The organism is Pseudoalteromonas lipolytica, assembly GCF_900116435.1.
In the GTDB taxonomy this organism is placed as follows: Bacteria; Pseudomonadota; Gammaproteobacteria; order Enterobacterales; family Alteromonadaceae; genus Pseudoalteromonas; species Pseudoalteromonas lipolytica.
In genome coordinates, this window is sequence record NZ_FPAZ01000009.1 from 216,989 (window position 1) to 231,674 (window position 14,686).

A 14,686-nucleotide genomic window follows, 5' to 3' on the forward strand; every position below is an offset into this window, starting at 1 on the left:
ACTTAATAATATTTCTAATTTTAAATAGATTAAAGAGAGTTTTTAAATGCACGATTCATTAACGGACCTAAAAATTGGCATAATAGGTTTAGGGTATGTTGGTCTACCTTTAGCGGTAGAGTTCGGTAAAAAATACCAAACATTAGGTTTTGATATTAATCAAAATCGCGTTGCACAATTAGTGGCAGGGCATGATGCTACGCTTGAAGTAAGTGACACAGAGTTAAAAGAGTCTAAAAATTTAAAGTATTCATATACTGTATCCGATTTAGAATCGTGCAATGTGTATATTGTTACAGTACCAACACCTATTGATGAACATAAACAGCCAGATTTAACTCCGCTTATTAAAGCAAGTGAAATGTTGGGTAAAGTAGTTAAAAAAGGCGACATTATCATTTATGAGTCTACTGTTTACCCTGGAGCCACAGAAGAAGTATGTTTACCTGTGGTAGAGCAAGTATCTGGTTTAGCTTTTAATACAGACTTTTTTGCAGGTTACTCACCAGAGCGCATAAACCCGGGTGATAAAGAGCACCGTGTTACAAATATTTTAAAAGTTACAAGTGGCTCAACTCCTGAAATTGCTGAGTTGGTTGATCAGCTTTATAAATCAATAATTACAGCGGGCACACATAAAGCTAGTTCAATTAAAGTGGCTGAAGCGGCTAAAGTTATTGAAAATACTCAGCGCGATGTAAACATTGCTTTAATTAATGAGTTATCAATTATTTTTAATAAGCTTGGCATTGATACACTCGAAGTATTAGAAGCAGCTGGTACTAAATGGAACTTTTTACCTTTCCGCCCTGGTTTAGTGGGGGGGCACTGCATCGGAGTAGACCCGTATTACTTAACCCATAAAGCGCAAAGTGTAGGTTATCACCCAGAAATGATTTTAGCAGGCCGTCGTTTAAATGATGGCATGGGCAAACATGTAGTATCAGAACTCGTTAAAAAAATGCTTAAGAAGCGTATTCAAGTAGAAGGCGCTAACGTATTAGTTATGGGCTTAACATTTAAAGAGAACTGCCCAGACCTACGTAATACAAAGGTCGTAGATATTGTAAGCGAGCTTAAAGAGTACAACATTAATGTAGATATTGTAGACCCTTGGTGCTCTAACGAAGAAGCTGAGCACGAATATAGCTTATCGCTTACCGCTGAGCATAAGCAAAATTATTATGATGCAATAGTGCTGGCTGTTGGGCATAACGAATTTAAAGAGATGGGTGCAGAAAAAATTAGAGCGTTAGGTAAAGAGCAACATGTGCTTTACGACTTGAAATATGTACTTCCTAAGCAAAGTGTAGATATGCGTTTATAAAAGCTATTTAATTTATAATCTAATTTCTGGGGCGTTAGCCCCAGTTTTACCTGAATTTAAATGCCAGTTTTCAAAGGATTTTTATGACTCGTTACGAACAAATCAAAACAGAATTACGCACTTCACCAAAAATATGGCTAGTAACTGGTGTTGCAGGTTTTATTGGCTCAAACTTATTAGAACATTTACTAAAACTAAACCAAACAGTAATAGGGCTAGATAACTTTGCAACGGGCCATCAGCATAACTTGGATGAAGTGCAAGGTTTAGTTTCAGCTGAACACTGGGCAAATTTCAAATTTATTGAAGGTGATATTCGTAACTATCAAGATTGCGAAAGAGCCTTAGCTCATAATGTTGACTATGTATTGCATCAAGCTGCGTTAGGTTCTGTTCCGCGATCGATTGCAGACCCAATTACAACTAATGCAGCAAATATCACAGGCTTTTTAAATATGCTGCAAGCAGCAAAAGAAGCGAATGTTAAAAGCTTTACCTATGCAGCAAGTAGCTCTACTTATGGTGACCACCCAGCGTTACCAAAGGTTGAAGAAAATATTGGTAACCCTTTATCACCATACGCAGTAACTAAATATGTAAATGAGCTTTATGCCGGTGTATATGCCCGCACTTATGGTTTTAAAACAATAGGATTACGCTATTTTAATGTATTTGGTCAGCGTCAAGATCCTGATGGTGCCTATGCAGCGGTTATACCTAAGTGGACTGCAGCGATGATTAAAGGCGATGATGTATATATTAATGGTGATGGTGAAACAAGCCGCGACTTTTGTTTTATCGAAAATACAGTGCAAATGAATATTTTGGCTGCAACAGCTCCGGATGGAGCAAAAGATGACGTTTATAATGTCGCAGTGGGTGACCGAACCACCCTTAATGATTTATATGTAGCTATACAGAATGCACTAAAAGAGTGTGATTTTGACTCGACGAAAGAACCAATATATCGCGATTTTAGGGCTGGAGACGTACGGCACTCTCAGGCAGACATAAAAAAAGCAGAAAATAAATTAGGCTACTCGCCTGAGTATCCAATCCTTAAAGGAATCAGTAAAGCGATGCCTTGGTATAAAGTTTTTTTGAAAGCATAACGCGCTGAGGTCAAAGTGGAAAAAAGCAAAATTCTTTTTTTGTGGTTAAATGATAGAGAGTTTCATGCACAAAATGCAGAAAAGAGAGGAGTTGATGTAAGTCAGGTTTATAAGAATCACTCAAAAATACTAAAAGCCTTTCGACGTTTAATTATAAAGTTTCCTGTAATAACTATCAGGCCATGGCTTAATTCGAAATGGGTCAAAAAGTTAAAAAAATATAATACAATTATAATACATGCATCGAAGTTGACTCCCCCAGTTGTTGCTTTTATTAACAAAGAGCATCCTGATGCTAGGGTAATAGTCTGGTATTGGAACCCTATTATAAAAACAATTGCTCTTGATGCTTTCAGTCATTTGAATTGCGAAGTATGGACTTTTGATGAAAAAGACTCTGAAGAATATAATATTCCCCATAATACTCAATATTATTTTTCTAACTGTCATTTTGCTGCGCTAAATAAAAGGCTTGATAACGATATCTTCTTTGTAGGAGGTGACAAGGGTAGGCTTGATTACTTAATAAAAGCAAAAGAATCGTTTATTTCAGCTGGGGCTAGAGTTTTTTTTAATATTACTAATACAGCTAAAGTTAAAGTTAAAAACGATATCTATCAGGATAGGATGAGTTATGATGACGTTGTTCATAAGATATTGCAGTCAAGAGCGATACTGGATGTTGTTTCTCAGAACCAGTCAGGTTTGACCTTGAGGCCTTTAGAATCTATTTTTTATGAGCGTAAGTTAATAACGAATGACAAGAGTATTATAGAAAGGGATTTTTATAGGAAAGAGAATATATTTATCCTTGAACACGATGAAGTTTCTAATATAAACGAGTTTATTAATTCTCCTTATAAGCCTCTACCAAAAGAGCTTGTTAATAAATATGATTTTGATGCTTGGCTAGCAAGGTTTTTCATGTGAAACAGATGATTTTTAATATATTTCAATACGGCTTGATTTATGATTTATGATTGAATTTATATATTTTATATGTATTTTTATGTGCATAATTGGTTCTGTTATTGAAAAGCAGATTCCACTATTTAAAATACTTTTGCTAGTTTTAATCGCATACTTAATAGGGCGGGCTCCTGAGACTCCCGATACTTATAATTATTACTTTAGGTATATAAATGCCCCATTTTTAGTTGGGGAAGGAAGTTACGAGGAAGGGTATGACCTACTGCAAAGAATAGGCCATGTATTTAGTCTTGATTATATAGAGTTTCGCTATATAACTTCATTTTTAGCTATTTTCCTTGTGGATAAAGTTGTAAATAAGCTTTCTGTTAGAGCTAGCTATCTTTTTCTTCTTTTTTATTGTTTGTTTTTTATTTTTATAGATACAGAGCAAATAAGAAGTTATCTGGCCTTTTGTCTTGTTATAACTGGTTTTTATTATTTGGCTTTTTCAGAAATCAAAACCCGAAAGATAGTTTTTGTATGTTTTGTACTGGCTGCTTCAACTATACATGTGAGTATGTTTGCGTATCTTCCTTTGTTACTAATATCCTTCAAGAATAAAAGACTAATAGTTAAATGTGTTGCAGTAGTTACTTTGTTCAGTTGTATATTTATCTTTATGTTTGGAAATAATTTAGGTTTTATTAAGTCTTTGATGGAGCTTGCAACGGAAAACAGCGATAGATTAAGTCAGTATGGTGCCAGTAAGGTTAGGTTTGGCTTTTTATATCCAGTTATGGCTCATGTATTAAGTTTGTCTATTGTGCTGTATCTAAATAATATGAGAAAAGAATCTGATAGTATTCACTTTAAGAATACGGTTGAATTAATGTTAATAGTTAATCTAATATCGTTTATATATTTCCCTCTTTATATGTTTAATTTACAATTTTTTAGATTGGGGCGAGGGATTATGATGATAAATTTTGTTTTTTTATCTTATTTAATAGTGAATTCCAGCCTTAAAAGTCACAGGTTTTATTTTTTGATTTTTGGGTCTTTTCTTATTCAGTTCCTTCTTTTTTACTACACATTTTTTGTTGGGGAACACGTTGAAGATATCATTGTTCCTTTCTTTAATGTAAAAAATATAATTGATACATACGGTTAAGGCCTTAGAACGTGTTTTATAAATATGCTCAATTAATGAAGAATTTTGCTTTTGTTATTTTTTCAAATTTAATATCTTTGTTGATTTCTGTTTTTGTAATATTGGTAATACCAAAATATATTGGGGTGGCTGATTATGGTTATTTTCAGCTTTATATTTTTTACACAATGTTTGTCGGTTTTATGCACTTCGGAATTAATGATGGGCTATATCTGCGAGTAGGAGGAGTTGATTATTGTTCCATAGATAAAAAATCATTTTTTTCTCAATATTATTTGTTGTTTGTGTTTCAATTGATATTAGCTTTTTTATCTTTAATTTTTTTTACTTTCAGCGATTTTGAGCATGAAAAGAAATTCATTATATATATGACCTTAATTTGTATGGTTGTTGTTAATACTAGATATATGCTTCTTTTTACGCTACAGGCCACTTACAGAATTAAAGAGTACTCAGTAATTACTATTTTTGATAGAACTTCATTCCTTATTTCAGTATTTTTATTATTAATTTTTAATTTCGAGAACTTTCAGTTTTTCATTTATGCTGATTTAACTTCTAAGTTTTTGTCTTTATTTTTGGCATCTTATTACTGTAAAGATATAGTCTTTAGAGGCTTCAATGATTTTGATTTAAAGCATGCTTTAGGTCAATTGGTATTGAACGCAAAAGTAGGTGTGAAGCTTATGTTATCTAACATAGCCAGCAAGATGATTATTGGGAATGTCAGGTTAGCTATAGAGGTAGCTTGGTCTGTTGTAGTTTTTGGTAAAATATCATTAATGTTGAGCATTACTGGCTTTGTAATGATTTTTATAAATTCGATCGGGTTAGTGCTTTTTCCATTCTTAAGAAGAGTAGATAGCTCAAAATTAAATGCTATTTATAAAGTTTTGCGTAATGCTTTGAGTGTTTTTTTGTTATTCTTTTTGTTTTTTTATTATCCTGTTTCCAGTTTTTTAAAATATTGGCTTGTCGATTATAAAGATGTTCTTATTTATCTTTATATTATTTTTCCAATAGTGGTATTTGAAGGGAAAATGTCATTACTTGTTAATACATATTTGAAAGTTTTAAGAAAAGAAAAGGTTCTATTAAAAGTTAACTTTTTAACAGTGATTGTAAGTTTAGTTGTTACAAGTATTAGTGTATTCGTTATTGGTGACTTAGAAGTGGCATTATATGGAATTTTATTTGTTACAGCTTTTAGAGTTGTTATTTTTGAACTTTATATTGAGAGGTTCTTAGTTATTGACTTAAAGAAAAGTATTTTTTTAGAAGTCTTTGTTGTTTTTTACTTCCTCTTTGTAAATAGAATGTATTCCCAATATGCTAGCTTTATATTATACTGTGCTCTTATGCTCTTGGTTATTTTTATGGCTAGAAAAAGTATATTTAGGCTCAAGGAACTCTTTTTTAAGCGGGATGGCGCTTAGTTTATATTGTTAACGTTTATATGATTTTTTATAACTTTGAATTGTAATATTACAAATGGTATTGGATTTGCCGGATTTTATTTATGAAAACTAAACTTGTAGTCGTTGGAGAGCCTGAGGTTGTTCCTTTTGCTGGGTGTAGAAATAACGCTCTTAATGAAATACTGAAAAAGTATACGCTATATAATGATAGTGTAACTTATTATTCATCAGCATCAAGTCCAGAAGATTATGAATTGAATGGTGTTAAATATCAAGGCTTTCCTGTTTACAGTAAAAACAATAGGCTTATATTAAAAAATAGTAAGAAGATTAGAGAAACTTTTAAGAAATATTTTCTATGTGGTGATAATTATCACATACAATTTAGAATACCTTCAATATTTACTTTGCAAATTTATTTTATAGTAAAGGACTTGTTACGTGACGGTTCTTATAGTTTTTATATGGCAGGTGATTGGGTTGAAAGCCTTAGATTTAACCATGCAAGTAAGTTTTTCTTATTGAAACATCTAGATAAAATACAACGTATTCTTATAAAAAATAAGAAAGTTGTTTTTACTGGTCATGCTTTAATGAGGAAGTATAGTAATCTTATTTTTAATGGTCACCCTTTTTATTCTACGACCCACTCTTTTTCAGATGTTCAAATTAGCTATGATAAATCTGATAATTTAGGAATATGTTTTATAGGGCGTATAGAGCCGCTTAAAAATTTTTCATTTGTAGTTTCTTTAGCAGAATCTAAGAAACTTAAGCATTATACTTTCCATTTTTTAGGCGATGGTCCAAAAATGGAAGAACTTACTCTAATGGTTAAGGAAAAAGGGCTTGATAACATTCGAGTTCATGGCCATATAAAGGATAGAAATTTGTTTAATCATATAGTTAGTTCTTGTAAGTATTTTGTTTTGCCGAGTTATACGGAAGGTACATCTAAAACACTACCTGAAATGATGTGTCGTTCGATTGTACCTATTGCTTTTGATGGAGTCGGTGGAAACAACGAAATTTTAAAAGAGGCAGGAATTTTAATTCCTGTTGACGATACCGAGGCTGCTGTCGAAAACATCCTCAGGATTGATGCTAACCCTACTAACTATAAAGAGCTTATAGACGAAGGTTATAAATACGCAAAACAAAACACAATTGAAAATCAATTAGAGTTAATGTTTAATTTTATGTACAAGAATCAGTAAATTACATTTTAAAGCTAATATTTAATATCATAAAGGGTTTGTCTTGAATATTTTATTTATAATTACAGGGTTAGGTGTTGGAGGAGCTGAGAGGCAGGTTGTAGATCTTGCAGATGAGTTAACAAAATTAGGTCATTCAGTAAAATTAGCATACTTTCTATCCGAAAAAACAACTGTCCTAAAAAGCCCAAATTTTGATGTTATCGATTTAGGAAACAATAAAAATAATGCCTTCGCATTTATTTTTGGTTTTTTTAGTTTAATAAAACTAATCAAAAAAATGAAACCTGATGTTATACATGCTCATATGTTTCATTCAATTATACTTAGTAGATTAAGCAGGATTTTTGCCAAGCAATCAAAATTAGTATGCACATCTCATAGCAGTTACGATGGTGGGAAGGCTCGAATGTTTGCTTATAGAGCGACTTCATTTTTGGGTGATGTATTTACTAATGTAAGCCATAAAGCTGTAAATAATTTTGAAGCACGCGGTGCTGCGAAAAAAGGAACTATGCTTACTGTTTTAAATGGCATTGATATAAATAAGTTCTATTTTTCGTATGAAAGAAGGTCTGCAGCGCGGGTGCCTTTGCAAACGAATAAGAAGTTAATACTTTCAGTAGGTCGCTTTCACAAAGCAAAAGATTACCCCAATCTTTTGCATGCATTTTCATTGATCTGTAATGAAAGAAGTGATGTAGAGCTTTGGATTGTTGGTGATGGTGACCTTAAAAAAGATATAGAACAATTAATTTTTAAATTAAACTTAACAGGCTATGTGAAGCTATTAGGCATTAGAAATGATATCCCTGATTTAATGAATGCTTCGGATGTATATGCTTTATCCTCAGCTTGGGAAGGATTTGGTCTAGTAGTTGCTGAAGCTATGGCTACAGAGCGTGTAGTTGTTGCTACTGATTGTGGCGGTGTTAAGGAGGTTATTGGTGAGTGTGGTTTTTTAGTCCCGACCGAAGATCCAGAACTTTTTGCTATATCGTTGAAAAAAGCATTAAATTTAGAAGTTGAAGAACGACAGAAATTAGGCGTTATGGCTCGACTAAGAGTAAAAGAAAAGTACAGTTTACGAACGGTTGCTAAAAAGTGGCTCGCAGTTTATAGCAATATAAATGTTTAAATTGATAAGAGGTTTTAGTTTGTAAATTACTTTACAAGCTTGATAGCTAAACTAACAGGATAAGTTCTAGGACGCTTAATGAGGTTATTATATATAGTAAACGTTGATTGGTTCTTTGTATCTCATCGCTTACCAATAGCTCTTGAAGCCATTAAAAAAGGGTATGAAGTACATATAGCATGTGGGATCACTAATAAACAAAGTTATTTAGAGTCTCTTGGGATTCATGTCCATCCTATTCCTCTATCAAGAAGTGGAACTAGTATATTAACTGAGCTAGCAACTATTAAAAAGTTGTGGAACATAGTTAAAGAAGTCAACCCTGACATTAGTCATGTAGTTACAATTAAAGGTGTAGTGTATGGTGGTATTATAACTAGACTCTTAAAAGTAAAATCACGTATAGCTTCGATCTCAGGTTTAGGTTATGTGTTTATTGATAATTCTGCGAGAGTTAAATTATTAAAGCTTATAATTAAAAAATTATATGGTTTTGCTTTAGGAAAAGATACGCTAGTTATTTTTCAAAATGAGAATGATAAGTCTATCTTTGTTGATGGGAATATTATTCAGCCTTCACAAAGCTTATTAATAAGAGGCTCAGGGGTTGATTTAGATAAGTTTAAATATATACCCGAACCAAAAACCATAAAAACAGTTATGTTTTTAGCTCGATTGCTTAAAGATAAGGGGCTTATAGAGTTTTGCAGAGCTGCACATATAATAAAAAAATCAGCAGATGTGAGGTTTGTTCTAGTTGGTGATCTAGATCCTGATAATCCTAATTCAATAACTGAAGATGAATTAGCTTCTTATACTGATAGTGGAATAATTGAACATTGGGGATATTCGCAAAACGTTGAATCTGTAATACCTCAGGCACATATCATGGTTTTACCATCTTATCGAGAAGGATTACCAAAAAGCTTGCTTGAGGCTGCTGCATGTGGCCGAGCTGTTATTACAACAGATGTTCCTGGTTGCAGAGATGCTATTGAACCAAATGAAACGGGGTTATTGGTAAAAGTTAAAGATTCCAATAATCTTGCGGAGGCAATATTCAAGCTATTAGATGATGATATTTTAAGAGAAAAGCTTGGTCAAGCGGGTCGAAAGTTAGCAGAAGAAAGCTTTAATATCGATGATGTTATTGCTACACATATTGCAATCTATAGAGGTGGGCGTTGAAGTTACTTATCACTGGTTATACAGGCTTTGTTGGTAGCAATTTAATAATGCAATTACATAGTAACCATGAACTTAGTTTAGTAGGAAGGAAAGTATCTGAGTTAGGTCATTTCTACAAACATGACATTGATACTAATGCAAACTATAGCGAAGCACTTCTAAATGTTAATTGTGTTATCCATATAGCTGCTCGTGTGCATATAATGAATGATGCTTCAGCGGATCCCTTAATTGAGTTTAGAGCAGTTAATACTGTAGGTACACTTAACTTAGCTAAGCAAGCTGCAAAAGAAGGGGTTAAGCGCTTTATTTTTGTTAGTTCAATAAAAGTTAATGGTGAAAGTACGACAAATAGCTCACCATTTTGTGCAGGTGATAGGCCTGCTCCTGAGGATCCTTATGGTATATCAAAGGCTGAGGCTGAACAGCAATTGTTAGAGCTGGGTAAACTTACAGGAATGGAGATTGTTATAATTCGCCCACCACTTGTTTATGGTGAAGGGGTTAAAGCAAATTTTGCTTCATTAATGAAGTTGGTAAACAAAGGGTTTCCACTACCATTTAGGTTAATTAATAATAAACGAAGCTTAGTATCGGTTTATAATTTAGTTGATTTAATACAAGTGTGTATTAGTCACCCTAGAGCTGCTAACCAAGTGTTTTTAGTAAGTGATGACCACGATTTATCAACGGCAGAAATGGTCGCGCTAATGGCAAAGGTTCAATGCAAGCCAAACTTGGCGCTACCAGTGCCAGTTTGGTGCTTTAAATTAGTAGGTAAATTGTTAGGTAAGCAGGATGTAATAGATAGACTCACTGGCTCATTACAGCTTGATATAACACATACAAAAAATACACTTGACTGGTCTCCGCCATACTCTGTTGAACATGGCTTTAAACTTGCCGCGAAAAAGCCTTAAAAAATACTTAATGGATATATAAATGATACGTTTACTCGACTTTTTATTTGCCTTATTTGGTTTATTATTTGCATTACCTTTTTTAATTGTTTTATTCGTTATTGGTCTGTTTGATACCGGCTCACCTATTTTTATGCAAGAGCGTGTAGGCCGTAATAAAAAACCATTCACACTGGTAAAATTTAGAACAATGAAGGTTGATACAGCCTCTGTAGCTAGCCACTTAGCAAGTACGGCATCTATTACTCCTTTTGGTGGTTTTTTACGTAAAACAAAGTTAGACGAATTACCACAACTTTGGAATGTACTTAAAGGGGAAATGAGCTTGGTTGGCCCGCGTCCAGGTTTATTTAACCAAGAAGAGCTAACAGCAGCACGTGAAGCTAAAAATGTGTATGCTGTTCGCCCTGGTATTACAGGTCTTGCTCAAGTAAACGAAATTGATATGTCTACACCCGAACTGCTCGCAAAAACGGATCGTGAAATGATCGACACCCTCACAATAGCGAACTATTTTAAATATATTTTAATGACAGTAACGGGGAGTGGTAGTGGTGATCGTGTTAAATAGTAATCAGAGCTTAGACTATAAATGTCGTGCAAGTGGCTTTTTGCCCAAGGTCTAAATCAAATTTTTATAAAAATCAATGACTAGTGATATTGTATTAGTTTCTGGTGTTGGCTGTTTTTTTTCAGTATAATTTACAATCTTTAAACAGCTGTTAAGCTGCGCGTCAGTTAGTTTTAACAATACTGCGGTATGCTTGTGTTAGTAAAACGAAAAAGGGAACTTGTTGTGGATAAATTTATTCGTTCTGTTTTAAATGCACCGCGTGCAAAAAAGCGCTTGATTACGCTTTTTATTGATTCATTCTTTATTATTTCGGCTTTTTGGCTTGCGCTTATTGTGCGCCTTGACAGCATATCGCCTTTTTATAACACCGATAACTGGCTACTGTTAGCTCTATTACTACCAACCTCTTTATTTGCTTTTATTAATCTAGGTTTATACCGCGCTGTTTTACGCTACATGAATGCGCAAGCGGTATGGGCCATAGTGTTAGGCACTTTAATAACTACCACGGCCTTAGTGTTAATTTCGTTTTTTGTTGGTATTACCATACCCCGTACCATGCCGTTTATTTTTGCCTGGTTATGCTTACTCACTGTAGGGGGGGCACGAATTTTAGTGCGCGCGATGATCGGTAAATTAACAACAGCAAGTAAAGAATCAATTATTATTTACGGTGCAGGCTCTGCTGGCCGCCAATTAGCTACAGCACTTAATACAGGGCCAGAGTATTATGTTCGCGCTTTTATAGACGACGACGAATCTAAACAGGGCTCTATTATTCAGGGTATTCCGGTTTTATGTTTTAAAGGCATTTACGATCTAGTTAATAAAGGTAATGTAAGTAAGGTATTGCTTGCGTTACCCAGCGAAAGCCGCGCCCGCCGTAAACAAATTTTAGCCCAGCTAGAGCCTTTAACTGTCACGGTATTGTCGATCCCTGGTATGGCCGATGTAGTAGAGGGCAAAGCCAAACTGTCTGAATTCAGAGATGTCGAAATAGAAGACTTACTTGGCCGCGACCCAGTGTCACCTAAGCCAGAGCTTATGGCAGCCAATATTACTGGTAAAGTAGTTATGGTTACTGGTGCAGGTGGCTCTATTGGATCTGAGTTATGTAGGCAAATAGTTAAACAGCAGCCTAAAAAACTTGTGCTGTTTGAACTTAGTGAATTTGGTTTATATTCGATTGAAAAAGAGCTTTCTGAATACATAAATCATAATCAACTCGATGTAAAACTAGTGCCAATTATGGGTTCTGTACAACGTATAAACCGTATTGAAACAGTAATGATGGCATTTGGTGTACAAACGGTTTATCACGCAGCTGCTTATAAGCATGTACCTTTAGTTGAGCACAATGTGGTTGAAGGCGTGCGTAATAATGTATTTGGCACTTATTATGCTGCAAAAGCAGCGGTCAACGCGAAGGTCGAAACCTTTGTGTTAATTTCTACCGACAAAGCGGTACGCCCTACCAATGTAATGGGGGCAACTAAGCGTATGGCTGAGCTTGTATTGCAGGGGTTAGCACAAAACAAAGGTAAGCAACATAATACGCGTTTTTGTATGGTGCGCTTTGGTAATGTGCTTGGCTCAAGCGGCTCTGTTGTTCCACTATTTCGCAGGCAAATTAAAGAGGGTGGGCCAATAACCTTAACTCATCCTGATATAACACGCTTTTTTATGACCATTCCCGAGGCCGCGCAGCTTGTTATTCAGGCTGGTTCTATGGGGCGTGGTGGCGATGTATTTGTTCTCGATATGGGTGAGTCAGTTAAAATTAAAGACCTTGCTACTAAAATGGTCCGCTTATCGGGTTACGAAGTAAAAGACGACGCTAATCCGCATGGCGATATTGAAATTTTATGCACTGGCCTTCGCCCTGGCGAAAAGCTATTTGAAGAGCTATTAATTGGCGATAATGTTGGCAAAACATCACACGAGCGTATAATGACAGCGAACGAGGTTATGCTACCGCTACCTGAGTTAAATGTGTTTTTAGAAGCATTAGACATCGCCTGCCATAATTTTGATCACCAAACTATTCGCCAGTTGTTGTTAGACGCGCCAACCGGCTTTAACCCAACCGATGGTATTTGTGACTTAGTATGGAATGCGAAGCAACAAAAGCGTGAGCCAGAAACTACGGCTAAAGTGATTAACTTAAATAACTAATCGCTCATAACTATGCCTAGCGCTCAATTAGCGTTAGGCATTAATATAAAACATTCTAAATCCCCCTTCTTTAATACCTTCATTAAACTCTTTAGCAATCGTCAGTTAAGGCATTACTATTAATAACCTTTCTTTACTATACCAATTAAAGCTGAGTATGCTTTTTAAATCTATAATGTGAATATTATGTTTATTTAAATGACGTATTAAGCATTTAATTAACACAGTATAAAAATTCAGCATTTTTGGATTTATTTTTAAGCATTTGAAAGTTAAGTGTTCAGCTTGTATCTACATTAGTACTGTTAGTTTGGTATTATTGTTGATTAAGTAGATACATAACGGACTAAATATGAAAGCAGTTATCCCCGTAGCGGGCCTTGGTACTAGAATGCTCCCAATGACCAAAGCGATTCCTAAAGAAATGCTCCCTTTGGTTGATAAGCCACTTATTCAATACATAGTAAATGAATGTGTTGCTGCGGGTATTAAAGAAATTGTATTAGTAACACATAGTTCTAAAAATGCCATTGAAAACCATTTTGATACGAGCTTTGAGCTTGAAGCAACACTCGAAAAACGTGTAAAGCGCACTCTATTAGACGAAGTACGTTCTATTTGCCCAGCAGATGTAACAATTATGCATGTACGCCAGGGCGAAGCAAAAGGTTTAGGTCATGCGGTCATGTGTGCAAAACCAATTGTTGGTGATGACGATTTTGTTGTTGTATTACCAGACGTAATCTTAGATGCGTATACAGCAGATCAAAAAACTGAGAATATTGCAGCTATGATCACGCGCTTTAAAGAGGTAAAAGCAAGCCAAATTATGCTTGAGCCTGTCGCGTTTGACGATGTGAGCAAATATGGTATTGCCGACATAAACGGTGTAAAAATTAAAGCGGGTGAAAGTGCACCCATAAAAACGATGGTTGAAAAACCCGCTGTTGAAGATGCGCCTTCTAACCTTGCCGTTGTTGGTCGTTATGTATTGTCGAAAGCTATCTGGCCGTTGTTGGCTAAAACACCCGCTGGCGCTGGTGGTGAAGTTCAATTAACCGATGCAATCGACGAACTAATGAAGCATGAAATCGTTGAAGCTTTCCACATGAGTGGTCGTTCACATGATTGTGGCGATAAGCTGGGGTATTTAAAAGCGATTGTTGAGTACGCTATGCGTGATGAAAAGTTAGGTTCTGAGTTTTCTGAGTTTTTAAACGGGCTTGTTGCGCCTAAAAGCAGCCACTTAAAAGCTGTTTAATTTCAGCTGCTACTTTAACGATTAAACGCCTACTATTATGTAGGCGTTTTTGTTTACGCCCAAAAGCCGTCCCCACGAGTATTACTGTGAAATTTATTTAGCCTGAAAGATCTTTTCGCACCACAAAGGCCACAAAGAGCACAGAGGAAGTGACAGAGGAGAGAAATACATTTATTGGTTTTCTCGGTGTAGCGCGCAGCGCCTCGGTGTACTCGGTGGTTCAATTTCACTATCTCATTATTTTATAAAGAGGGAATAATGAGAAGTACGAGA

The 14,686-nt window shown here is 35.0% G+C and carries 12 protein-coding genes; all 12 read left to right on the forward strand.

Annotation, left to right across the window (positions count from 1 at the left end):
* The first annotated feature begins 46 nt into the window (after positions 1 to 46).
* Entirely contained in the window at positions 47 to 1,327 is a 1,281-nt protein-coding gene (gene tviB, locus BM378_RS11730; protein ID WP_074989249.1) for a Vi polysaccharide biosynthesis UDP-N-acetylglucosamine C-6 dehydrogenase TviB, read from the forward strand.
* A gap of 83 nt (positions 1,328 to 1,410) precedes the next feature.
* Entirely contained in the window at positions 1,411 to 2,439 is a 1,029-nt protein-coding gene (locus BM378_RS11735; protein WP_074989250.1) for an NAD-dependent epimerase/dehydratase family protein, read from the forward strand.
* A gap of 15 nt (positions 2,440 to 2,454) precedes the next feature.
* Positions 2,455 to 3,369, forward strand: a complete 915-nt coding sequence (locus BM378_RS11740; RefSeq protein WP_074989251.1) for a WaaS/CpsH family glycosyltransferase — start codon at positions 2,455 to 2,457, stop codon at positions 3,367 to 3,369.
* 79 nt (positions 3,370 to 3,448) lie between these two features.
* Positions 3,449 to 4,522, forward strand: a complete 1,074-nt coding sequence (locus BM378_RS11745) for an EpsG family protein (protein WP_074989252.1) — start codon at positions 3,449 to 3,451, stop codon at positions 4,520 to 4,522.
* Between the two features lie 11 nt (positions 4,523 to 4,533).
* The gene (locus BM378_RS11750) at positions 4,534 to 5,958 is read left to right on the forward strand and encodes an MATE family efflux transporter (RefSeq protein ID WP_083422912.1); all 1,425 of its coding nucleotides are present in this window, start codon (positions 4,534 to 4,536) and stop codon (positions 5,956 to 5,958) included.
* 83 nt (positions 5,959 to 6,041) lie between these two features.
* A complete protein-coding gene (locus BM378_RS11755; protein WP_074989253.1) occupies positions 6,042 to 7,157 on the forward strand; it encodes a glycosyltransferase in 1,116 nt (371 codons plus the stop codon).
* Positions 7,158 to 7,200: 43 nt separating this feature from the next.
* Positions 7,201 to 8,295: a glycosyltransferase gene (locus BM378_RS11760; RefSeq protein ID WP_074989254.1), complete on the forward strand. Its 1,095-nt coding sequence runs from the start codon at positions 7,201 to 7,203 to the stop codon at positions 8,293 to 8,295.
* Between the two features lie 78 nt (positions 8,296 to 8,373).
* Positions 8,374 to 9,483, forward strand: a complete 1,110-nt coding sequence (locus BM378_RS11765; RefSeq protein WP_074989255.1) for a glycosyltransferase family 4 protein — start codon at positions 8,374 to 8,376, stop codon at positions 9,481 to 9,483.
* Positions 9,480 to 10,403, forward strand: a complete 924-nt coding sequence (locus BM378_RS11770) for a UDP-glucose 4-epimerase family protein (protein ID WP_074989256.1) — start codon at positions 9,480 to 9,482, stop codon at positions 10,401 to 10,403. Before BM378_RS11765 ends, BM378_RS11770 begins: the two co-directional genes overlap by 4 nt.
* 22 nt (positions 10,404 to 10,425) lie before the next feature.
* Entirely contained in the window at positions 10,426 to 10,974 is a 549-nt protein-coding gene (locus BM378_RS11775; protein WP_074989257.1) for a sugar transferase, read from the forward strand.
* A gap of 225 nt (positions 10,975 to 11,199) precedes the next feature.
* Positions 11,200 to 13,152 (forward strand): polysaccharide biosynthesis protein, encoded by a 1,953-nt coding sequence (locus BM378_RS11780; RefSeq protein WP_074989258.1) that lies wholly within the window; start codon positions 11,200 to 11,202, stop codon positions 13,150 to 13,152.
* Between the two features lie 352 nt (positions 13,153 to 13,504).
* Positions 13,505 to 14,413 carry a UTP--glucose-1-phosphate uridylyltransferase GalU gene (gene galU, locus BM378_RS11785; RefSeq protein WP_074989259.1) on the forward strand — a complete coding sequence of 303 codons (909 nt, stop codon included), beginning with the start codon at positions 13,505 to 13,507 and terminating at the stop codon, positions 14,411 to 14,413.
* Positions 14,414 to 14,686: the final 273 nt, after the last annotated feature.

What these genes read in the sequence shown, in the direction of transcription:
- tviB (WP_074989249.1), top strand. Translation starts at nt 47, where the DNA reads ATGCACGATTCATTAACGGACCTAAAAATTGGCATAATAGGTTTAGGG.
- BM378_RS11735 (WP_074989250.1), top strand. Translation starts at nt 1,411, where the DNA reads ATGACTCGTTACGAACAAATCAAAACAGAATTACGCACTTCACCAAAA.
- BM378_RS11745 (WP_074989252.1), top strand. Translation starts at nt 3,449, where the DNA reads ATGTGCATAATTGGTTCTGTTATTGAAAAGCAGATTCCACTATTTAAA.
- BM378_RS11755 (WP_074989253.1), top strand. Translation starts at nt 6,042, where the DNA reads ATGAAAACTAAACTTGTAGTCGTTGGAGAGCCTGAGGTTGTTCCTTTT.
- BM378_RS11765 (WP_074989255.1), top strand. Translation starts at nt 8,374, where the DNA reads ATGAGGTTATTATATATAGTAAACGTTGATTGGTTCTTTGTATCTCAT.
- BM378_RS11775 (WP_074989257.1), top strand. Translation starts at nt 10,426, where the DNA reads ATGATACGTTTACTCGACTTTTTATTTGCCTTATTTGGTTTATTATTT.
- galU (WP_074989259.1), top strand. Translation starts at nt 13,505, where the DNA reads ATGAAAGCAGTTATCCCCGTAGCGGGCCTTGGTACTAGAATGCTCCCA.